This window comes from Flavobacterium sp., assembly GCF_025352425.1.
Taxonomy (GTDB): Bacteria; Bacteroidota; Bacteroidia; order Flavobacteriales; family Flavobacteriaceae; genus Flavobacterium.
In genome coordinates this window covers 1-19,224 of sequence record NZ_JANXTI010000062.1, presented here as the reverse complement: position 1 = coordinate 19,224, position 19,224 = coordinate 1, and the positions used below count along the sequence as shown (strand labels likewise).

The 19,224-nt window shown below is 35.3% G+C and carries 23 protein-coding genes, 3 tRNA genes and 2 pseudogenes; 16 read left to right on the top strand and 12 right to left on the bottom strand.

All coding sequences use genetic code 11. The features are described from left to right. From Q0Q99_RS08305 to Q0Q99_RS08290, 4 genes and pseudogenes are all read left to right on the top strand, one after another. Positions 1-121: pseudogene (locus tag Q0Q99_RS08305) on the top strand (IS982 family transposase); the annotation flags it as partial. 199 nt (positions 122-320) lie between these two features. Further along, on the top strand, positions 321-1,172 hold the full coding sequence (locus Q0Q99_RS08300) for a transketolase (RefSeq protein ID WP_293894188.1): 852 nt from the start codon (positions 321-323) through the stop codon (positions 1,170-1,172). Positions 1,173-1,177: 5 nt separating this feature from the next. Next, positions 1,178-1,828 carry a hypothetical protein gene (locus Q0Q99_RS08295; RefSeq protein ID WP_293894185.1) on the top strand — a complete coding sequence of 217 codons (651 nt, stop codon included), beginning with the start codon at positions 1,178-1,180 and terminating at the stop codon, positions 1,826-1,828. A gap of 4 nt (positions 1,829-1,832) precedes the next feature. Continuing rightward, positions 1,833-2,786: a transketolase C-terminal domain-containing protein gene (locus Q0Q99_RS08290; protein WP_293894182.1), complete on the top strand. Its 954-nt coding sequence runs from the start codon at positions 1,833-1,835 to the stop codon at positions 2,784-2,786. Positions 2,787-2,830: 44 nt separating this feature from the next. Here Q0Q99_RS08290 and Q0Q99_RS08285 read toward each other — a convergent pair whose 3' ends face one another. From Q0Q99_RS08285 to Q0Q99_RS08265, 5 genes are all read right to left on the bottom strand, one after another. Next, positions 2,831-3,538 carry a sterol desaturase family protein gene (locus tag Q0Q99_RS08285; RefSeq protein ID WP_293894179.1) on the bottom strand — a complete coding sequence of 236 codons (708 nt, stop codon included), beginning with the start codon at positions 3,536-3,538 and terminating at the stop codon, positions 2,831-2,833. Continuing rightward, a complete protein-coding gene (locus tag Q0Q99_RS08280; RefSeq protein WP_293894176.1) occupies positions 3,539-3,919 on the bottom strand; it encodes a hypothetical protein in 381 nt (126 codons plus the stop codon). 4 nt (positions 3,920-3,923) lie between these two features. Beyond that, complete coding sequence (locus Q0Q99_RS08275) at positions 3,924-4,787, bottom strand: radical SAM protein (protein WP_293894174.1); 864 nt, start codon at positions 4,785-4,787, stop codon at positions 3,924-3,926. Then, positions 4,780-6,477, bottom strand: a complete 1,698-nt coding sequence (locus Q0Q99_RS08270) for a hypothetical protein (RefSeq protein ID WP_293894171.1) — start codon at positions 6,475-6,477, stop codon at positions 4,780-4,782. Before Q0Q99_RS08270 ends, Q0Q99_RS08275 begins: the two co-directional genes overlap by 8 nt. Positions 6,478-6,600: 123 nt before the next feature. Next, positions 6,601-7,782: an FKBP-type peptidylprolyl isomerase gene (locus Q0Q99_RS08265; protein WP_293894168.1), complete on the bottom strand. Its 1,182-nt coding sequence runs from the start codon at positions 7,780-7,782 to the stop codon at positions 6,601-6,603. 79 nt (positions 7,783-7,861) lie between these two features. On the opposite strand from Q0Q99_RS08265, the gene Q0Q99_RS08260 reads away from it, so the two are divergent. Continuing rightward, positions 7,862-8,233 (top strand): S4 domain-containing protein, encoded by a 372-nt coding sequence (locus tag Q0Q99_RS08260; RefSeq protein ID WP_293894165.1) that lies wholly within the window; start codon positions 7,862-7,864, stop codon positions 8,231-8,233. Between the two features lie 62 nt (positions 8,234-8,295). After that, on the top strand, positions 8,296-8,793 hold the full coding sequence (locus Q0Q99_RS08255) for a phosphoribosyltransferase family protein (RefSeq protein ID WP_293894162.1): 498 nt from the start codon (positions 8,296-8,298) through the stop codon (positions 8,791-8,793). Here the strand turns inward: Q0Q99_RS08255 and Q0Q99_RS08250 are convergent. Beyond that, positions 8,785-9,303: a shikimate kinase gene (locus Q0Q99_RS08250; RefSeq protein ID WP_293894159.1), complete on the bottom strand. Its 519-nt coding sequence runs from the start codon at positions 9,301-9,303 to the stop codon at positions 8,785-8,787. The genes Q0Q99_RS08255 and Q0Q99_RS08250 overlap by 9 nt on opposite strands. A gap of 181 nt (positions 9,304-9,484) precedes the next feature. On the opposite strand from Q0Q99_RS08250, the gene Q0Q99_RS08245 reads away from it, so the two are divergent. The 7 genes from Q0Q99_RS08245 to Q0Q99_RS08215 all read left to right on the top strand — a co-directional run bounded on the left by Q0Q99_RS08245 (position 9,485) and on the right by Q0Q99_RS08215 (position 13,590). Continuing rightward, positions 9,485-9,557: transfer RNA gene (locus Q0Q99_RS08245), tRNA-Lys, on the top strand. 27 nt (positions 9,558-9,584) lie between these two features. After that, positions 9,585-9,657, top strand: a tRNA-Lys gene (locus tag Q0Q99_RS08240). Positions 9,658-9,696: 39 nt separating this feature from the next. Continuing rightward, a tRNA-Leu gene (locus Q0Q99_RS08235) sits at positions 9,697-9,780 on the top strand. Between the two features lie 101 nt (positions 9,781-9,881). After that, entirely contained in the window at positions 9,882-10,778 is an 897-nt protein-coding gene (locus Q0Q99_RS08230) for a MerR family transcriptional regulator (protein WP_293894156.1), read from the top strand. 49 nt (positions 10,779-10,827) lie between these two features. Continuing rightward, complete coding sequence (locus tag Q0Q99_RS08225) at positions 10,828-12,288, top strand: NAD(P)/FAD-dependent oxidoreductase (protein WP_293894153.1); 1,461 nt, start codon at positions 10,828-10,830, stop codon at positions 12,286-12,288. Positions 12,289-12,301: 13 nt separating this feature from the next. Further along, complete coding sequence (locus tag Q0Q99_RS08220; RefSeq protein WP_293894150.1) at positions 12,302-13,141, top strand: phytoene/squalene synthase family protein; 840 nt, start codon at positions 12,302-12,304, stop codon at positions 13,139-13,141. 5 nt (positions 13,142-13,146) lie between these two features. Then, positions 13,147-13,590, top strand: coding sequence for a sterol desaturase family protein (locus tag Q0Q99_RS08215; protein WP_293894147.1), 444 nt, complete (start codon positions 13,147-13,149; stop codon positions 13,588-13,590). Between the two features lie 53 nt (positions 13,591-13,643). Here Q0Q99_RS08215 and Q0Q99_RS08210 read toward each other — a convergent pair whose 3' ends face one another. The 4 genes from Q0Q99_RS08210 to Q0Q99_RS08195 are packed head-to-tail and all read right to left on the bottom strand — an operon-like array spanning position 13,644 to position 15,685. Further along, on the bottom strand, positions 13,644-14,180 hold the full coding sequence (locus Q0Q99_RS08210; protein WP_293894144.1) for a DUF4252 domain-containing protein: 537 nt from the start codon (positions 14,178-14,180) through the stop codon (positions 13,644-13,646). 6 nt (positions 14,181-14,186) lie between these two features. Further along, on the bottom strand, positions 14,187-14,726 hold the full coding sequence (locus tag Q0Q99_RS08205) for a DUF4252 domain-containing protein (protein WP_293894141.1): 540 nt from the start codon (positions 14,724-14,726) through the stop codon (positions 14,187-14,189). A gap of 13 nt (positions 14,727-14,739) precedes the next feature. Next, entirely contained in the window at positions 14,740-15,189 is a 450-nt protein-coding gene (locus Q0Q99_RS08200) for a hypothetical protein (protein ID WP_293894138.1), read from the bottom strand. Beyond that, the gene (locus tag Q0Q99_RS08195; RefSeq protein WP_293894135.1) at positions 15,176-15,685 is read right to left on the bottom strand and encodes a sigma-70 family RNA polymerase sigma factor; all 510 of its coding nucleotides are present in this window, start codon (positions 15,683-15,685) and stop codon (positions 15,176-15,178) included. The genes Q0Q99_RS08200 and Q0Q99_RS08195 overlap by 14 nt, the downstream gene beginning before the upstream one ends. 119 nt (positions 15,686-15,804) lie before the next feature. Here Q0Q99_RS08195 and Q0Q99_RS08190 point away from each other — a divergent pair, with 119 nt between their 5' ends. Continuing rightward, positions 15,805-17,205, top strand: a complete 1,401-nt coding sequence (locus Q0Q99_RS08190) for a S41 family peptidase (protein ID WP_293894132.1) — start codon at positions 15,805-15,807, stop codon at positions 17,203-17,205. A 95-nt stretch (positions 17,206-17,300) separates the two neighbouring features. Here the strand turns inward: Q0Q99_RS08190 and Q0Q99_RS08185 are convergent, their stop codons facing one another. Next, entirely contained in the window at positions 17,301-17,480 is a 180-nt protein-coding gene (locus tag Q0Q99_RS08185; RefSeq protein ID WP_293894129.1) for a hypothetical protein, read from the bottom strand. Between the two features lie 273 nt (positions 17,481-17,753). On the opposite strand from Q0Q99_RS08185, the gene Q0Q99_RS08180 reads away from it, so the two are divergent. Both Q0Q99_RS08180 and Q0Q99_RS08175 read left to right on the top strand, forming a co-directional pair. Further along, positions 17,754-18,221, top strand: a complete 468-nt coding sequence (locus tag Q0Q99_RS08180; protein WP_293894126.1) for a hypothetical protein — start codon at positions 17,754-17,756, stop codon at positions 18,219-18,221. A gap of 498 nt (positions 18,222-18,719) precedes the next feature. Next, entirely contained in the window at positions 18,720-19,127 is a 408-nt protein-coding gene (locus tag Q0Q99_RS08175) for a hypothetical protein (protein ID WP_293894123.1), read from the top strand. Here the strand turns inward: Q0Q99_RS08175 and Q0Q99_RS08170 are convergent. Next, positions 19,108-19,224 (bottom strand): annotated as a pseudogene (locus tag Q0Q99_RS08170) (IS982 family transposase); the annotation flags it as partial. The gene Q0Q99_RS08175 and the pseudogene Q0Q99_RS08170 overlap by 20 nt on opposite strands.

Below are 19,224 nucleotides of genomic sequence, written 5' to 3'. Positions count from 1 at the left end.
AACTTTTGAAGGTTTTAAAACAAGAATTTTAGCAAAAATAACAGCATTAACATTGGTTCAGTATATCAATAAATTCATATTTGACAGACCAATAAACAATATTAAAAATCAAACAATTTAATTACACCCAACGGGTTATATTATTCTATTATTATATAATTTCACTTTTCAATACGTTTTAAATTTACAACTTTAAATCGAAGCAAAGCTGATAGGTTATCATTATTTTATTAGGGCCTTTTGATAACAAATTTATAAAACTTTTGCTATTCGTAAAATTAGAATTACTTTTGAACACATTAATTTTTTAACTACAAAAGATGTCTAACACACAACATTTACAAAATTTTTCAACACAAGTACGAAGAGACATTCTTAGGATGGTCCATGCCGTAAATTCAGGACATCCCGGGGGTTCGCTGGGCTGCACAGAATTTTTCACCGTACTCTATCAACAGCTAATGGATAGAAAACCTGGTTTTGATATGAACGGTATTGGTGAGGATTTATTCTTCTTATCCAACGGACATATTTCGCCGGTATTTTACAGCGTTTTGGCACGTAGCGGTTATTTTCCTGTAGCAGAATTGGCTACTTTCAGAAAACTTAATACCCGTTTGCAAGGTCACCCAACAACACATGAAGGATTGCCTGGCGTACGTGTTGCATCTGGTTCTTTGGGTCAGGGAATGTCAGTGGCGATTGGAGCCGCGCAAGCCAAGAAACTAAACAACGACAACCATTTAATTTATTCACTTCATGGTGATGGCGAGTTACAGGAAGGTCAAAACTGGGAAGCCATAATGTATGCTTCTGCTAAAAAAATTGACAATCTGATTGCAACAGTAGATTTAAACGGACAACAAATTGACGGTCCAACAGATGAAGTATTGAGTATGGGGAATTTGAAAGCCAAGTTTGAAGCCTTTGACTGGGATGTTTTGGAAATTAAGGAAGGGAACGATATTGATTCGATTATTAAAGGTATGGAGGAAGCGAAAAGTAGAACAGGAAAAGGAAAACCCGTTTGTGTATTGCTGCATACAATAATGGGACACGGTGTCGACTTTATGATGCATACTCATGCGTGGCACGGAAAGGCGCCAAATGACGAGCAATTGGCTATTGGATTGGCGCAGAATTATAACACGGGAGGCGAACTCGACTACTAATCTTAATGAATAAATTCATTGCAATATTTCTTTTCTTTTTTTGTCAAAATGTTTTTTGTCAGGAGTATTATTTTGATACTTTTCTTGAATATGAAAGATTATATAGTCAGAATGATGTTTTCATGCTTAATTCATCAAATTATGATTATGTTTTTTATTGTTATAACATTAGTGGTAATTTAGAAGGAAAAATTATTGATCACAAAAATAATATTGAGCATTATTATACTCTAACAAACATAAATAATTCTATAGAATTTAAATACATATCTTCTAAAAAAAGAAACTATAAGAAAGAAGAACCTCCTTGTGAAATGAAAACAGAAAATTTCGAGATCAAAACAGTAGATATTGATAGCTTGAATAAATCATACGAAATTATTGAGTATAACAATAAAAAGAAGAAAAGGATTTACCAAAATGCTAGTATCATAATGATGAAAATTGATACCCAAATTCTTCCCAATCTTGTATATGGATTTTTTAATCATTTTCCCATTTGTGATAGAAATTTAATCACGTTTCCGAAAAATTACATTCCTAAACACATTAAAATTAACTATTTCAATAACGCAATACGCGAGGTAACTCTCAAACAAAACAAAAAAATAAACACACTTCTAACATTAAAACCAGAAGACATAAAATACAACTAACACAATGAAAAAATACACAAACACAGGAAGTAAAGATACCCGTTCAGGTTTCGGTGCAGGAATGACCGAACTCGGACAAAAAAATGAAAACGTTGTTGCGCTTTGTGCCGACTTAATTGGTTCGTTGAAGTTTGACGATTTCAAGAAAAACCATCCGGAGCGTTTTTTCCAGATTGGAATTGCGGAAGCCAATATGATTGGAATTGCCGCAGGTTTGACTATTGGTGGTAAAATTCCGTTTACAGGAACATTTGCTAATTTTTCTACAGGAAGAGTTTATGATCAGATTCGGCAATCGGTGGCGTATTCAGATAAGAATGTAAAAATTTGTGCCTCGCATGCGGGACTGACTTTAGGTGAAGATGGGGCAACACACCAAATACTGGAAGACATTGGTTTAATGAAAATGCTACCGGGAATGACCGTAATTAATACATGCGATTATAACCAAACCAAAGCAGCAACCATTGCCTTAGCAGATCATCATGGTCCGGCTTATTTGCGTTTTGGCCGTCCGGTTGTGGCTAACTTCACTCCTGCTGATGAAGCATTTGTAATTGGTAAAGCAATTATGCTTAACGAAGGAACTGATGTTACGATCATTGCTACCGGACATTTGGTTTGGGAAGCATTAATTGCAGCAGAAGCATTGGAAGCTAAAGGTATATCGGCAGAAGTTATCAATATACATACTATCAAACCTTTGGATGACGCTGCTATTTTGAAATCGGTGGCAAAAACGGGTTGCGTGGTAACGGCTGAAGAACATAATTTCTTAGGTGGTTTAGGCGAAAGCGTGTCACGGGTTTTAGCTCTGAATAATCCAAAACCACAAGAGTTTGTTGCGGTAAACGATAGCTTTGGCGAAAGCGGAACTCCGGAACAATTGATGGAAAAATACAAGCTAAACAATCAGGCGATTGTGGAAGCTGCGGAAAGAGTACTGAAGAGAAAATAATTTCAATATAAATAAAAAATCCCGTTCAGAGTGAACGGGATTTTTTATTTATAGGTTTTCATAATTCGGTCCCAAAAAGAGAAGTATAAACCATAATTATATTTGCTTACCCTATGGTGCAAATCGTGATTTTGCGCTGTGTTGCGCAAGGCACTTCCCATGAACAGGAATTTTATATTGTATCCTAAGTGTATGTAAACATTGTACACCACCACTACTGTCGAAAACACAATGAGCGCATAAGGATGAACCGGAAGCGTAAATAGTATAATTGGCATAATTCCAAGGGAAATTATCGCCTCAACCGGATGAAATGAAAAGGCGCTCCAGGGATTTGGATTATGGGAAAAATGATGAATTTTGTGAAATCGAAATAAAAACGGTAGTTGATGCATTAGCTTATGGGACCAATAAAAATAAGCGTCATGAATAAGTACCATCATCAAAATGCTAAGAAAAAAGTAAGCGTAGCCAAAGGTTCCTATTTTAAAATAAATTTGGGTGTAACCCTTTTGATACCAATAAATCAATAAATAAAACGAGATGCTGTAAATCAGTAAGGTTATGGCAGAATATAAAAGTTCGGTTTTTAGCTGTATAAAATCCGGTTGCTTTTGGTTTAATTTTAAATGGATGAATTCCTTTCTCTTCCAAACATAGAAAATAAAATAGGCAATGCCCGCGATGAGACAAAATCTCAGTACAAAAATCGCGACCATCACGAGTAAATTATAATCTTTGTATAGAAACATCTAGTCTGATTCGTGTTTAAATTTTTGGCACCCTAAACTTTGTAAATTTCCTAATGATTCCGAAAGGTTTTCGTCTAAAATATTCCCTGATTTCTTTTGGCAAAACGGACAGGCATTCAGATCACCATCAGTATCTACATACATGCTCCTGTTGCCCGAACCATAACAACCCATTCTTCTTTGATGATAACCGTGATAGGTGATCAACGGAAAATCCCTGTTCTTTGGGTTGTAATTCATATCGATGTAAAAATCATCTAGGAGTTCCAACTGTTCTTCGCTCAAATCAACATCAACATCTTTATAATGTCCAACTGCTCTTGGCTCCAATATCTGAATGAAGGAAACGCCCATTTCTTTGGCTAATTCAACGTAACGCATCAGATTATCGTAGTTGGTAAATTCCCTTGTTACACAAATCGATAATGCTACGACAAGATTGTTGGTTATGGCATTCTGCACCCCATTTTCCACCCAATAATAAGCATCTTAAGCCTCTGAATTCGTTGTGTTTTTCCGGGATATAATGATCGAGACTAATCATAACGCCATTTAAACCTGATGATTTTAGTTTCCTTGCATTTTCATCTGTTAGCTTTAAACCCGAAGTTAAAACCCAAAAATCCGTACTTTTATCAGCATGCTCCAGAATACTGGTAATAAGCTCCATTTTAAGAAGCGGTTCGCCACCAGTCAGATGAATTATACTAACGCCTTGTTCCTGAAGTGTGGCAATAATTTTGTTTAATTGCTCCGCCGAAAGCACGTCTTTTTTATTGAGGTTTTCCCATTCATAGCAATGCTCGCACTGCAAGGAACATTTTTTGGTAATTGCAACATACGTATTTACAAAACGATTTGTCTTTTGCTTAACCGGCACAATCTTATTCATTTCTGAAGCTATAAAATTGTTGAATGAATTACTCTTCCATCCCGGTGTGTAAAGTCCCCAATAATATTTTCCTGCGACATTAGCGAACTTGTATAGTCGGTGTTGCCCAATGTTTCTCCGTCTTTTTTTAATCAGGGCTAAAGGAACAGCAATCCAATTCCACGGATTTTTATAACTTCTTATGGCAATGCTAACAATAGTCATTCGGTACAGCAACTGAACGATTTCCTTCCTGATTCCCGTTATCATCTTTTGTTTCCTGATATGTGTTTGACCAACAACAACAGCATAAGTCACAGCGATGTTTTCCAGATATTGCAATGTAATATTACCTATAGTTGTTTCGCTGCTACTCATTTTTTAAAGCTATTAGGGATAGATTTTTGGAATCGGAAATAAAATCTTTATACAATTCAATAGAAAAAGCATTCAGAGCACCTTTTTCCCTGAAGGTTTTCAGCTTTGCAAAATCCGGGCTGCCTTTATAATCGCGGATATATTCATAATAGCCATTGGTTTTAAAGAAAAAACTTTGCTTAGAGTTAGCACTTGTTTTTACAGTGGCAAAGTTTAATGTCACTTCATTACCAATGCTCGGCTGAACAAGATATTTTTTATCCTTTTCTGATAAAAGCGCCGTTACATTATTCCCGTTTTCGTCTGTAGCAGTCGTTGGTTTTAAGGTTGTTACTTTAACGTTTTCATTTTTGGAGAAATCCATACCGGCATAATCTAAATCCCAAAACATATAACCGGAAACTAATTTGATTTCAACCTTTTCGCTTGTAGCTGAAAGTGGAATAGGAACTACAATATCTCTGGCTGATAATGGTCCGACGGTGTTTATGTTTTCTACAAATTTCCATTCATTCTCCTGTTTCATATAAACAGCTAATGGAATGTATTGATTGGAACGCCACTTCTCACAGGTTTCTTTTGGCAATTTTCGTTGTTTTTTATGAAAACTATTATAGTAAGAACCAAACTCTTCATTAAACTTACCATACATATAGTCCATCCAATAGGTGTTTTTTAAGTTCAGATGGAGTTTTCCCAAGTCGCTTTTCTGATTGTTATCAAATTCCAAAACAACTTCATTTGGGTTAGTTGTCGATTCATTTGTATTAAAAGAATAATAATTCTTATCTACAGTTAAAAAAGGTTTGACAGACACTTTAATATCATTACAGTAAGCATTGATGGGCAGCATTTCATTTTGAAGTGTATATACTTCTCCGTTCTGAGCCATAAGGGCTGTAGCATTTTCAGAATGATTTACCACAATTAACTCGGTCAAATCCGTATTCTGAATTTCCTTTAATTCGTTTGTGATTTTTAACTTAAAAAATCCTTTTGACTCTCTCAAACCATTTAGCTTTAAATAATCGTCCCTTTCCAAATTTGGAAGTATTGCGCCGGGATATATTTCGCCGTTGAAGGCATAGGTCGCTCCGTCATTAACATATACAAATGGACAGGAACTTTTCGTAGCTAAAATAATCACGCTGAGTAATACAATAACACCTAACGTAATTCCAACCACAGAAAGTACAGCCCTGCCCGAATCGCTATCATATAGTTCTACTTTTGAAATATCCGAATAAGGAATTGTTATTTGTTGTCCGGAGGAATCGCTTATTGCTTTGTCGGTATAAATATGAACTTCCGCGGTTTTATCCGATTTGCCACGTTTGTACTTAGCTCCACTTTTACCAGGCTTTGGCTGATATAAATTATGCGATTCATCAAAACCGGCTAAAGTTCCTGATACTTCTTTAGTGCCTTCATTAAATGTTACATCGGACAGATGCCATTTTTGAGATCCTGAATGAATGATAATATATTTTGCCTTTCCCTTTGGTGTTTCCGGCTGGATTTTGGAAGACATCGAGTTCGCGTCAACAGACTTGACTTTATAGTACGAGCAGCCTACGACCAGATTTAAAAATGAAACTAGCAATAAAAGAGAAATGAAAAAATTTGCTCTTCCTTTGCTTTTGATTGCTTTAAGAATGGAATTTGCTTGGAATCTTTGTCTTTTTTTCACGGTGAAATCATTTAAGTTAAACAACTATTGAAAAAACCAAAGACTTGGGAGTAAGTAAAAATACGAAAAAAATTGTACGAGAGTTAAAAAAAAATCCCGTTCAATTGAGCGGGATTTTTTATACTATTGGTCTGAAAACTTTGGCTTAGCTGTAGCGTCCCTATATCTTCTTAATCTTGTTGGATCAGTAAAATCGGCTGGGTTGTTTGATGTTGGAAATCCTGCAGCATTGTTTGGACCTGCAAACTTTCTTGGAACCCCTTTTGTTTCATCCACATATGGTGTTAACGGATCATCGACAGCTGCCCCGTCATAAGGATAATAACGAACCTTTAGTTGAGGATCACTTGGATTAACATAACTGGTTTCACTTTTAGTGGTAAAAAAATCTCCATCATCATCTGTATCTAAAAAATCCGGGAATTCATCACCATCTGTATCATCAGGATTTACAATGCCGGTAGCCATTTTGTATACATAGCCATCTGGCACGCCTGGTGAAACGGTTACAGTACCATCATTGTTTACGGTTGAAGTTCCCAAATCTTCCTGATAGGAATAAATACCATCAGCATCATGATCAACTCTTTGAATTTCATATAGTTTGAATGTGAATATTAGTGGTGAGTAAGATGGAATTCCACCTTGTGCACCTGAATAATAAGCCAATCCGGAAGGAAGAAACATCACACCGGCTCCAAAATCATTATAGGAAACAGTACCATCAGGATTTCCCGTATAACTGCCGGTCTTAAATTGCGGGAATATCTCACTCCAGCCTCTAATTACACCTGTTAAATTAAAAAAGCTTTGAGGGTTAACTGATTCTTCAAACTCATTTGATAAGATTGTTGTAGTGGTTACTGGCGGAGTTGTTGTTGAAGTTACTGTATTTGGATAAATGTATTCTCCCCGATAAGAGGTTAATACTCTGTCTACATTGCATGGAGATTGACCTGTTCCCTGTCTAAGTTCCAGGTAGTAAATTTTATAAACAACATCTACATTGTTTTGTTTGACGGTAACATATCTAGTTAGTATTGGATAAGAAGTTTGGTCCCATATAGATGTTTGAGTACCGCCAGTTGGAATTAAAGTAAAAGCAACATCTTGGTCATCGGTTGCACCTGGATTATTGATTACCTCCATATAATGTGTGTGCATGAATGTTTCAATATTTGCCATATCAGCATCTCTCTGTACCTTGTAATCCCGTAAAGGTTCAGTACCACTATCACTTTTCGAACAAGAAACTACGGTTAATCCTAAAGTAAAAAGAAATATAATTTTGAAAAAGTTACTCATTTTTGTTTGAATTTTGAGCCGGCAAGATACAATATTGATTTATTTTTGTATACAATTTAACGTTGATTTTGGAAAAAAAATGAGAGTAGATAAATATTTATGGTGCGTTCGGTATTACAAAACCAGAAACATGGTGACAGAAGCCTGCAGGAAAAATCAAATAACCGTAAATGGTCAGGTTGCAAAGCCATCAAGAGACGTCTTTCCATTGGACAAAATTACTTTTAGGAAAGACCAAATTACGTATTCAATAACTGTTTTGGACATTCCGCAAAATCGTGTTGGAGCTAAATTAGTAGATATTTATCGAAAAGATGAAACTTCTCCAGAAACTTTTGCGCATCTCGAATTGCTTAAACTTTCTAAAGAACACTATCGCAAAACTGGAACAGGGAGACCAACAAAAAAAGACAGAAGGGATTTGGATGATCTTGAATTAGGAGCTGATTAGAAAATAGTACATGAAAGCAATGTCTTTTGAGTCGGTTTTTTTATCTTTGGAAAAACATCAAAATGAGTCAAAATATAATTCTAAATCATCTGGAAATAGAGCATAAAATTAAACGAATTGCTTATCAGATTTATGAAACTTTTGTCGACGAAGATGAGATTATTTTAGCGGGTATCGCAAGTAATGGCTATGTTTTTGCTGAAAAATTAAGTCAGGTTTTAAAAAAGATATCTGATTTAGAAATAACGTTATGCGAAGTTAAAATTGACAAACAAAATCCTTTTAATCAGATAACCACTTCTGTTCTAAAAGAAACTTACACAAACAAAAGTATAGTTTTGGTTGACGATGTACTACATTCAGGTACCACTCTGATTTACGGAGTGAAACATTTCTTAGAAATGCCAGTAAAAAAAATTAAAACAGCAGTATTAGTTGATAGAAATCATAAAAGATTTCCTGTAAAGGCAGATTTTAAAGGAATTTCCTTGTCTACTTCATTGAAAGAACACGTACAGGTTGTGTTTGAAGGAGATACTAGTTATGCCTATTTAGTCTAACAATTTTAAAATTTCATCTGTTATAACTTCCGGAGTTTTGTTGTCGACATCGACTGTAAAAGTGGCTTGGTTATAAAAATAACTCCTTTCGAATATATGTTTGGCAACGAATTCTTTCAACTCTTCTTCAGATTGATTGGCAACTAGTGGCCTCGTTTTTTTTTCTGCTGTAAGTCTGTGCAAAATGACAGACAACGAGGCTCTTAAATAGATTGAAACAAAGTTTTTACCATTTAAAAAGAGATGATTATTTGCATAACAAGGCGTTCCTCCGCCGGTGCTAATTACTAAATTTTCATTATTTGACATAAGATATTTGAACGTTTCATGCTCAATATTTCTAAAATAAATTTCACCTTTTAGTTTAAACAGTTCACCAATGCTTAAATTGGTTTTTTCTTCGATTAACTTGTCTAAATCGAGATATTTAACACTCATTTTTTCTGAAATTAACCGAGCGATTGTGGTCTTGCCAACAGCCATATAACCAATCAAAATTACTTTCTTCATTATAATAAAACCTTATAAATTAAGCCATTAACACCCAATGTCAAAAAAAGCCAAATTTATAATAAAATTGCTTTGAAATATAAATAATAAGGTCTTATATTTGCACCCGCAATTAAGCCGCAAGGCGAATCACTGAACTCTTGTAAAAATAGACGCCGGTGAAGTATTCAAGAAAAGAAAAGACTCGATAGCTCAGTCGGTAGAGCACATCACTTTTAATGATGGGGTCCTGGGTTCGAGCCCCAGTCGGGTCACATTTTTTTTCTTCAATATGCACAAAAGACTCGATAGCTCAGTTGGTAGAGCACATCACTTTTAATGATGGGGTCCTGGGTTCGAGCCCCAGTCGGGTCACAAAAGTCGTTCGCTATGGCGAATGGCTTTTTTGTTTTAGGCCACGTGGAGAAATTGGTAGACTTGCCACCTTGAGGGGGTGGTGTTCGAAAGGACGTGTGGGTTCGAATCCCATCGTGGTCACAGTTAAAAGAGTAAATTCATTTTGGGTTTGCTCTTTTTCTATTTAAAACTAACTTCTTATTCTTATTTTATTAAATTTGTTTAACTAATTTTTGAAAAGTATGAACAATGTTAAGAGTGTTTTTAGTATTAAAGACCTGGAAAATCTTACCGGAATCAAGGCGCATACCATACGGATATGGGAAAAAAGATATCAGGTTTTAGAGCCTATGCGGACTGAGACCAATATTCGTTTGTATAATATTGAAAACCTTCAAAAACTTTTAAATATTACATTGCTGCACAAACATGGCTATAAAATTTCCAATATTTCAAAATTATCAGAGGATAAAATTCCTCAATTAGTTAACGACATTATTTCGGACAAAAGTTTCAAAAATCATGCGATAAGTTCCTTCAAAATGGCGATGATGAACTTTGATCAGGTCTTGTTTCTGAATACATATGACAAACTGCTTTCAGAAAAATCATTCCGTGAGATTTTTGCTGATATTTTGATTCCTTTGTTAATTGAAATCGGGTCTTTATGGCAAACCAATACAATTTCCATTTCACACGAACATTTTATTACTTATTTAGTTAAACAAAAATTACTGATTAACACAGAAAAAATTCAATATCAGCAAAACACCAAAAATGACACGATATTCGTTCTATACCTTCCGAAAAATGAAATCCACGATTTGGGTCTGATGTACCTGAATTATGAAATACAACTCCACGGATATAAAACCATCTATCTTGGCGAAAATGTTCCTACCAGTAGCCTTCAAGATGTCAAAAAGTATTTTAACAATATAACTTATCTGTGCTATATGACGGTCGAACCTAATCCGTCGGCTATTAATGATTACGTTAACGAAATCAAAACCGAAATTCTTACGGACAACTCCAATTTTTGGATGATTGGAAGAATGGTGAAAAACGTTGAGCCCAAATTAATCAATGAAAAGATAACAATTTTCACTTCTATTGAAGATGTCGCAAAATATTTATAACAGTAACGTTTTAATTGTTTAACTTTTTTATATATTTGTTAAACAATTTATGGAAAAAGAAATTAAAATAATTGGTTCAGGGTTTTCGTCACTTGCAGCTGCATGTTATCTCGCTCAATCAGGGCACAGGGTTACTGTTTACGAAAAAAATTCAACCATTGGCGGGAGGGCGCGTCAGTTAAAGAAAGACGGATTTACTTTTGACATCGGTCCTACCTGGTATTGGATGCCCGATGTTTTTGAACGTTTCTTCGCGGATTTTGGCAAAAAACCCTCCGATTATTATCAGCTAATAAAGCTCTCACCTGCCTATCAGGTTTATTTTGGCGTAAAGGATTTTGTTACAATTGCAGACAATCTTCCGGAAATCATTACAACTTTTGAATCGATTGAAAAGGGTAGCGGTAATAAACTAAGTGATTTTATGGCAGAAGCACAAAGCAACTACAATATTGCAATTAAGGATTTGGTCTATCGCCCCGGTGTTTCACCTTTAGAATTGGTTACTTTGGAAACAGCAAAAAAAGTAAATCAATTTTTTGGAAACATTTCAAAAGACATACGAAAAAAATTTAAGAATCAGAAGCTAATCCAAATCCTTGAATTTCCCGTACTTTTTCTTGGAGCAAAACCATCAGACACTCCATCATTTTATAGTTTTATGAATTTTGCTGATTTTGGGTTGGGAACCTGGCATCCAAAAAATGGAATGTACAGCGTGATTTTGGCGATGGAAAAATTGGCGAAAGAACTTGGTGTGGCCATAAAAACCAATTCTAATATTGAAAAAATAAATGTTGACAATGGAAAAGCCAATGCAATAATTGTAAACGGGGAGATTGTATATGGAGACATAATTCTAAGCGGGGCAGATTATCATCACAGCGAAAGTTTGCTGGATAAAAAATATCGCGCTTATTCCGAAAATTATTGGGAAAATAGAACTTTTGCCCCATCCTCACTCCTATTTTATGTTGGTTTTGATAAAAAAATAGAAAATGTTGAACACCATACTTTGTTTTTTGATGTTGATTTTGACGTTCATGCTTCGGATATTTATGACAATCCAAAATGGCCGGAAGAGCCATTATTTTATGCCAGTTTCCCTTCAAAAACAGATACCGGTTCAGCTCCTTCCGGAAAAGAAGCGGGAATATTTTTAATTCCGTTAGCGCCGGGATTACATGATATTCCAGAATTACGAGAAGAATATTTCGAAAAAATAATTACGCGATTTGAAAAACTTACACAACAATCTGTAAAAGAAAGTATTATATTTAAGGAATCGTTTTGTGTAAATGATTTTGTAGCAGATTACAACTCGTATAAAGGAAACGCATACGGGCTAGCCAATACTTTAATGCAAACCGCTTTTTTAAGACCCAAATTGAAAAGTAAAAAAGTAAAAAATCTCTTTTTTACCGGACAATTAACGGTTCCTGGACCCGGAGTTCCTCCGGCGTTAATTTCCGGCAAACTGGTAGCAAAATTGATTCAAAAAAATATTTAATTTAAGAAACATTATGAAATCCCTTTTTGATAAAATATCTTTCGATTGCAGTAAGAACGTAACTAAATCTTACAGCACGTCATTTTCTGCCGCTGTGAAAATGTTGGCACCAAGCATTCGACAGGACATATATAATGTTTATGGATTTGTGCGCTGTGCCGATGAAATTGTCGACACATTTCACGATTATGACAAAGCAGTCCTTTTCGAAATGTTTGAAAAAGATTTGGAAACTGCCTTACAAAACAAAATAAGTCTGAATCCGGTGCTGAATTCATTTCAACATACGGTTCATAAATATGCCATTCCGCAAACCATGATTACGGCGTTTATGAACAGTATGAAATTAGATTTACATAAAAAAGAATACAACACAATTGATGAATTTAATGATTACATCTATGGTTCCGCCGATGTGGTTGGCTTAATGTGCCTAAAGGTTTTTGTAAATGGCGATGTTAATAAGTTTAGTGAATTAGAACACTCAGCAATGCGTTTGGGTTCGGCTTTTCAGAAAGTAAATTTCCTTAGGGATTTGAAAACTGATTATGAAGATTTAAACCGCACTTATTTCCCTAATACTGATTTATCACGCCTGGACGAACACTCAAAAGATGCCATTATTAAAGAAATTGAAGCCGATTTTGAAGCAGGTTTTCAGGGAATTTTAAAACTTCCGTTGGAAGCTAAATTTGGAGTTTATACAGCCTATATCTATTACAAAAAACTATTGTCAAAGCTAAAAAAAACGCCATCCATCGAAATCAAAAACACCAGGATACGTGTTCCTGATTATCAGAAATTTGGAATTCTGGCAAAGTGTTATGTTAATTATCGTTTGAATTTATTATAGAAATTATGCTTGTAAATATTCTAGTTTTCATCCTTACGTTCTGCATCATGGAATTCATGGCTTGGTTTAGCCACAAATTTATCATGCATGGCTTTCTTTGGAATCTTCACGCTGACCATCATAAGAAAGACCATGATTCCTGGTTTGAAAGAAACGATGCGTTTTTTATATTTTATGCCGTTGTGAGTATTGGGTTCTTTTTGCTTTGGCAATATGACATTCTCGAAATTGGTCTTGCAATCGGACTCGCAATATTTGCTTATGGCTTGGCTTACTTTACCGTTCATGATATCTTTATCCATCAACGATTCAAACTATTCAGAAATGCGGATAATCGTTATGCAAAAGCGGTTAGAAGAGCGCACAAAATGCATCACAAACATCTTGGCAAAGAAAAGGGTGAGTGTTTCGGAATGCTTGTTGTTCCGTTTAAATATTTTAAAAAATAAAAAGCCCCAAATTTCTTTGGGACTTTATGTTTAAATAACTAACCTCAGATAAATTATTTAATCAAACTTTGCAATGGTTTCAATTGTGCCATATCAATATTGGAGCTTTTCAATAATGAAATCATGTTCATTATATTGTTTGGATTCATATCATTTCCAAGAATTCTAACCACGGCAAAACCGCTTTCTTTCTTCTTAGCAAAAAGGATGAACTCCTTGATATGATTCTCATCGCCAACAAAACTTACCGAAGCGGCATCTTTTCCGGAACCCACTTTCATCAGCTCCTGATATTTTTCATCCTTCAGGATTTGCATCACTTTTTTACTTTCAATATCATATTGTGCTTTGTTCGTTGAATCCAATTTAAAAGCCAATATGTTCATTTTATCAAAAGATGTCAATGCAGTTTTTTGTTCATTCGTTAGCTTTGTTTTATCTATGTTAATGATACTCGGAGAAACATCAACTGACAGGAACCCTTTCTTTTCAGATTTTTCTACAAAATATTCTTGAAGCGTTGGTTTATTATTGCAACCTGACAGCAATAATAATAAAATCAATAGGGCGAAGTAAAGTGCAAATCTCATCGCTTTTTATTTTGAGCCTTTCGGGCCTTTTGAACCTTTCGATGCCTTTTTCAAATCATCACCTCCGGGCAAATTCATTTTATCAGTCAGGACTGAAAGCTCATTTAAATCAAAGTCACCTAATAATGACATCAAAACCGTTTCTTCATTTCCTGAACCTTCCACAAACATCATCAGCTCTTTGATTTGTGATTCAGAAGCGCCCGATCTTACATATATTTTTACACTTTTACCTTTGTCATTTATTTTCATTAACTCATCAAGCAATGCGGATTTCACATATTTATCTGATGCGGATTTCATTTCGTCAGCTTTCTTATCGCTTTGCGTAACAAAAACCCTCAAGTTGTCTAACTTTTTTATCAAATTCACATACTGTTGTGACTCTTTATCCTTTACTTCCATTTTGCTCAAAAGCGAAAACATTTTTTTGTTAACTACAACGGAGGTTATCCCTTCCTGATCTTCAAACTTATCAAAGACGCTTTGCGCAAAAAAAGTGTTTGCACTTAATACCAATACTAAACTTAAAATTAATTTTCTCATGATTTCTGATTGTTTACTTTTTAAAAATTTTGTTTTTTGATTGTTCATATTCGTTCAAATAATTCATACTTCCGATTCCTTTATTTACGCTTTCCGAAATCATTGCCAACGCTTTTTGTGTTTCTCTGAAGGCCACTTTTGGATCATCATAAGTTCCCAAATTCGGGGTTTGTGGCTGATTATAATGAGTAAATGTAAATAAGCCCACGCCAAGTAAAATGGCAACTGAAGCCGCGACAGATAACCAAACTAATCGTTTGCGTTTGATCGTGTTTAATTGAATCTTAGCTGTAAATTGTTCCTGTTTTGCCTGAACGGCATATCCAAATATTGGTTTATATTGCTCCAGATGAGGTGCAATATCGGAAGAAGCAAAGTAATCCTTCAATTCCTTTTCTTCTGCAATATTGGTTTCTGCCTCGAAGTATTTTTCTAATAAATTTTCTATTCTATCCAATGCCATAATGATGTGTTTTGATCATTTTTTCTCTTATTACCTTTCTTGCTCTTGACAAGGCCGTGCGAATGGCTTGCTCATTCATTTCTAAAACTATGCCTATTTCTTCAAATTCCATTTCTTCAATGTCTCGCATTTGAACAATTAGCTTTTGCTGTTCGGGCAGGTTGTTCATTATTTTTTCAACCCATTTCCAGGTGTCGCTGTCTTCTATTTTTTGCTGTAAACTCGCTTCCCGGTCTGTAAAATTAGTATGAACAATTTTCATGTTGCTCGCCCGTTTGGATTTCAATTGGTCCAAACAATAATTCTTGGTCATGGTCATCGCCACAGCTTCTATACTTTTGTACTCATTCAGACTTTCATTTCTGCTCCAGAGTTTTACCAAAACTTCCTGAGTCGCATCTTCCGCTTCTTCAGTGCTCACGAGCAGTCGTTTCGCTACTCGAAAAAGCTTATCCTTAAAGGGATTTACAAGCTGCATAAACTCATTTTGGTTCATTGAAACTAATTTGACTGGTTGGTTAAGGGCAAGACGACACACCTTTTTATTTGTTACAAACAAAATGAAATATCATACTAAACTTCGTAAATTTACGTTTATTAAAATAAAACACTGCTATGAAAAAAATTGTTATATCCTCATTACTCCTATTCCTGTTTGTGCTTCCCTTTAGTTGCTCAGATATGGACGACAATGCGGTTCCCTCAAGTCTTGAAATAAAGGACTTTGTCTGGAAAGGCATGAACTTATATTATCTGTGGCAAGCCGATGTTCCTGATTTGGCTGACAACAGATTTGCAAATCAATCACAATTGAACACCTTTTTGGAACCTTTTGCCACTCCAACCGTTTTGTTCAATGCGCTTCGTGTGCCACCACCGATTGACAGATTTAGTGTGATATACAGCGACTATACTGTTTTGGAAGGCGTGCTTTCGGGAAATACCTTAAACAATGGGGTAGATTATGGGTTGCGCTATAAAGCCGGAAGCACCACCGATATTTATGGTTGGGTTCGGTATATTATTCCAAATTCTGATGCTTCAACAAAAGCAATTTACAGAGGGAATATTTTTTATGCCATTAACGAAACGCCATTAACCATTGATAATTATAAAACGCTTTTGAAGAACGATGCATATACGGTGAACTTTGCCGATTATAATGGTGGTGCCATTACGCCAAACGGTCTTTCAGTGAGTTTAACCAAAACCAATCTTGCCGAAAATCCTATATTATTAAATACGGTTATCCATCAGGGAACACACAATATTGGCTATTTGATGTACAACGGATTCTACGCCAGCTATGACAGCCAACTGAATACGGCGTTTGGATCTTTTGTCTCTCAGAATGTAACCGATTTAGTTTTGGATTTGCGCTACAACTCTGGCGGTTCTATTGCAACGGCAACCAAACTGGCGAGCATGATAACAGGACAATTTACCGGACAATTGTTTTCCAAAGAACAATGGAATGCCAAAGCGCAAGCCTATTTCTTAGCCCATAATCCAGGTTCGTTAGAAAATAAATTTGTTTCCGGATTAAACGGCCTGCACCTCAACAGGGTATATATTTTGTCTACAAAAGCAACAGCTTCAGCGAGCGAATTGGTTATAAATTGTTTGAAGCCTTATATAGAAGTAGTTCAGATAGGCGACGTAACGATTGGCAAAAATGTAGGTTCAATAACATTATACGACTCCCCTACTTTTACCAAAACCAACGTAAATCCAAACCATAAATACGCTATGCAGCCTATAGTTTTGAAAATCGTAAATAAAGATGGTTTTGGTGAATACACTTCCGGTATTGTGCCAACCACTTTACTACCTGAAAACCTAGGTAATCTTGGCGTTTTAGGCAATGTGGACGAGCCTTTATTAAGTGAAGCCATTAACCAGATAATTGCCAGCGGAAAAATGTTGCCTCAGGTTCCAAGTACAATAGAACGGGACTTTGCAGATGCTAAATCCATAAATCCGCTGCGAAGCGAAATGTATCGCGATAATAAATAAGTCTGTCCTGATAGTTTGTTCAAAATTCCTTGAATTAAAAATAAAAAAGCACTCTTTCGAGTGCTTTTTGTTATTTAAAGAAATTTAAAAATAGTCTAATATCTGAAATTATGCGTATTTCCTCTTGGTGCTTTACCAGTACCATTTGTGGCACCGTTGGTTCCGGTTCTGTCAGCAGCTGTCTTATGATTTGCATACTGACTTGTTGCGCAAGAAAGTAATACTAAAGCGATGAATGCCATTAAACCTGTTCGGATGTTGAATAAAGTTTTCATAACCAATTATTTTAAGTTACCATAAATTTACTTCCGCTACACACATTAACCTTATAAACTTATAGGGTAATGTTATACAATTTCAATCAGAATCATAGCTTCTAGAAAAACACCGCCCTTGACGCATTGAAAAAACTATTTTTTACTCTTTTTCTCACTTTTAACATATCGATAACATTACTGCTGTAAGAAATTATATATTTTTAGATCAATCAATAACATGGCCATGTTGCGATTATTAAAAAATAATGTTTAACGTAAAATTAAAAAAAGATGAGCACTTCAAACAGAATTAGTGAAGAAATTCCTGCGGCGGTTATTGAGGATATAACCCGAAAATTAAATGATTGTAGAATAGCTTTAGCGCCTTATTTGCTGGGACTAACTGAAAAAGAACGCCAAGACCTTTTTAAAATGGGTAATAAAACAGTGGCTACGGTTCAAAAAGTGGGATCCTATGTAACAACCAACCCCGAGTTTATTCCTAGTTACATGCAAACTGGCGAGTTTGGAAAAGATGTAACCATCACCAGTCAGTTAACGCCGCTATACAATGTAGCATTTCAGCTGGCAAGTGACATGGATGATACCCGCATGTTGGCTGGTAGTGAAGCACTGGCAGAAGCCCTGGTGTATTATGGTTCGGTGCGCGAAGCCGCTAATAGAGGTGTTGCACAAGCCAAACCTATTTATGATGATTTAAGAGCGCGTTTCACGCAAAGAAACCGACCAAAACCATAATAAATAATGTATTCATTTGTAAACCCTTCAAGCAAAAGTTGAAGGGTTTACTTTTTTAAATCACTTCCAGAATGAGTTTATCACTTCAAAAATGAGTCAATCACTTCAAAAATGAGTCAATCACCTCTGCGAAATAAGAAAACGAGGCTTTTTACCTCGTTGATGAAGTTATTTGCTTCTTCGTTAAGGTTCTGAACTTCTTCTGCGGGGTTTTGAACCTGGACCGCGAGGTTTTGAGCCTGGACGGTGAGGTTTAGAACTTCTTCAGCGAGTTTATGAGCCTGGACGGCGAGGTTTTGAGCCTGAGCGGTGAGGTTTTTTGCTTAAACGGCGAAGTTATTAACTTGGCAGATAAGTAAAATAATTTTTTATATTTGATAAATAAAGCAATCGAACATTGGCTTATATACAAGTTAGGTGCCATTTAAACTCACGAAACAACAGAAATTTATGCTTAGATATTTAACTTTCGCTTTGTTCTTAATCACAAGCTTGACAATGGGACAAAACAAAATAAACGCTGATAATTATTATTCTTATTTTAAAGATTACGATGATTATGTGAAACTTAAAGTTGAGCGTCTAGGAACTGGAAGACTTAGTGAATTTGAGATAGTCACGATTTTAAGAGAAGAAATGAAATTAGCTGGCTTTGAATGGTTAAATAATTATCAAATAATTCGTATAGACAATGAAAAATATATTACATCTGTTTGCTATTCTGAGAAGTCAAAATTTGGTTTTGTTCTAGAAGGTATTTTTGACGCAATTCCCGAAAAAAAGCATCGTGAGGTTAAAAGTCTTTTTAAAGAATCTGATGGCTATGATTATGGAGAAAAAATAATAGATTTAAATGGAGAATCTAAATTTAACCCGTTGGGTGTAATTAAATTGTTTGATTTTTAATATTGTTTATTGGTCTGTCAAATATGAATTTATTGATATACTGAACCAATGTTAATGCTGTTATTTTTGCTAAAATTCTTGTTTTAAAACCTTCAAA

What these genes read in the sequence shown, in the direction of transcription:
- Q0Q99_RS08300 (WP_293894188.1), top strand. Translation starts at nt 321, where the DNA reads ATGTCTAACACACAACATTTACAAAATTTTTCAACACAAGTACGAAGA.
- Q0Q99_RS08295 (WP_293894185.1), top strand. Translation starts at nt 1,178, where the DNA reads ATGAATAAATTCATTGCAATATTTCTTTTCTTTTTTTGTCAAAATGTT.
- Q0Q99_RS08290 (WP_293894182.1), top strand. Translation starts at nt 1,833, where the DNA reads ATGAAAAAATACACAAACACAGGAAGTAAAGATACCCGTTCAGGTTTC.
- Q0Q99_RS08285 (WP_293894179.1), bottom strand. Translation starts at nt 3,538, where the DNA reads ATGTTTCTATACAAAGATTATAATTTACTCGTGATGGTCGCGATTTTT.
- Q0Q99_RS08280 (WP_293894176.1), bottom strand. Translation starts at nt 3,919, where the DNA reads ATGCGTTACGTTGAATTAGCCAAAGAAATGGGCGTTTCCTTCATTCAG.
- Q0Q99_RS08275 (WP_293894174.1), bottom strand. Translation starts at nt 4,787, where the DNA reads ATGAGTAGCAGCGAAACAACTATAGGTAATATTACATTGCAATATCTG.
- Q0Q99_RS08265 (WP_293894168.1), bottom strand. Translation starts at nt 7,782, where the DNA reads ATGAGTAACTTTTTCAAAATTATATTTCTTTTTACTTTAGGATTAACC.
- Q0Q99_RS08260 (WP_293894165.1), top strand. Translation starts at nt 7,862, where the DNA reads ATGAGAGTAGATAAATATTTATGGTGCGTTCGGTATTACAAAACCAGA.
- Q0Q99_RS08255 (WP_293894162.1), top strand. Translation starts at nt 8,296, where the DNA reads ATGAGTCAAAATATAATTCTAAATCATCTGGAAATAGAGCATAAAATT.
- Q0Q99_RS08250 (WP_293894159.1), bottom strand. Translation starts at nt 9,303, where the DNA reads ATGAAGAAAGTAATTTTGATTGGTTATATGGCTGTTGGCAAGACCACA.
- Q0Q99_RS08230 (WP_293894156.1), top strand. Translation starts at nt 9,882, where the DNA reads ATGAACAATGTTAAGAGTGTTTTTAGTATTAAAGACCTGGAAAATCTT.
- Q0Q99_RS08225 (WP_293894153.1), top strand. Translation starts at nt 10,828, where the DNA reads ATGGAAAAAGAAATTAAAATAATTGGTTCAGGGTTTTCGTCACTTGCA.
- Q0Q99_RS08220 (WP_293894150.1), top strand. Translation starts at nt 12,302, where the DNA reads ATGAAATCCCTTTTTGATAAAATATCTTTCGATTGCAGTAAGAACGTA.
- Q0Q99_RS08215 (WP_293894147.1), top strand. Translation starts at nt 13,147, where the DNA reads ATGCTTGTAAATATTCTAGTTTTCATCCTTACGTTCTGCATCATGGAA.
- Q0Q99_RS08210 (WP_293894144.1), bottom strand. Translation starts at nt 14,180, where the DNA reads ATGAGATTTGCACTTTACTTCGCCCTATTGATTTTATTATTATTGCTG.
- Q0Q99_RS08205 (WP_293894141.1), bottom strand. Translation starts at nt 14,726, where the DNA reads ATGAGAAAATTAATTTTAAGTTTAGTATTGGTATTAAGTGCAAACACT.
- Q0Q99_RS08200 (WP_293894138.1), bottom strand. Translation starts at nt 15,189, where the DNA reads ATGGCATTGGATAGAATAGAAAATTTATTAGAAAAATACTTCGAGGCA.
- Q0Q99_RS08195 (WP_293894135.1), bottom strand. Translation starts at nt 15,685, where the DNA reads ATGAACCAAAATGAGTTTATGCAGCTTGTAAATCCCTTTAAGGATAAG.
- Q0Q99_RS08190 (WP_293894132.1), top strand. Translation starts at nt 15,805, where the DNA reads ATGAAAAAAATTGTTATATCCTCATTACTCCTATTCCTGTTTGTGCTT.
- Q0Q99_RS08185 (WP_293894129.1), bottom strand. Translation starts at nt 17,480, where the DNA reads ATGAAAACTTTATTCAACATCCGAACAGGTTTAATGGCATTCATCGCT.
- Q0Q99_RS08180 (WP_293894126.1), top strand. Translation starts at nt 17,754, where the DNA reads ATGAGCACTTCAAACAGAATTAGTGAAGAAATTCCTGCGGCGGTTATT.
- Q0Q99_RS08175 (WP_293894123.1), top strand. Translation starts at nt 18,720, where the DNA reads ATGGGACAAAACAAAATAAACGCTGATAATTATTATTCTTATTTTAAA.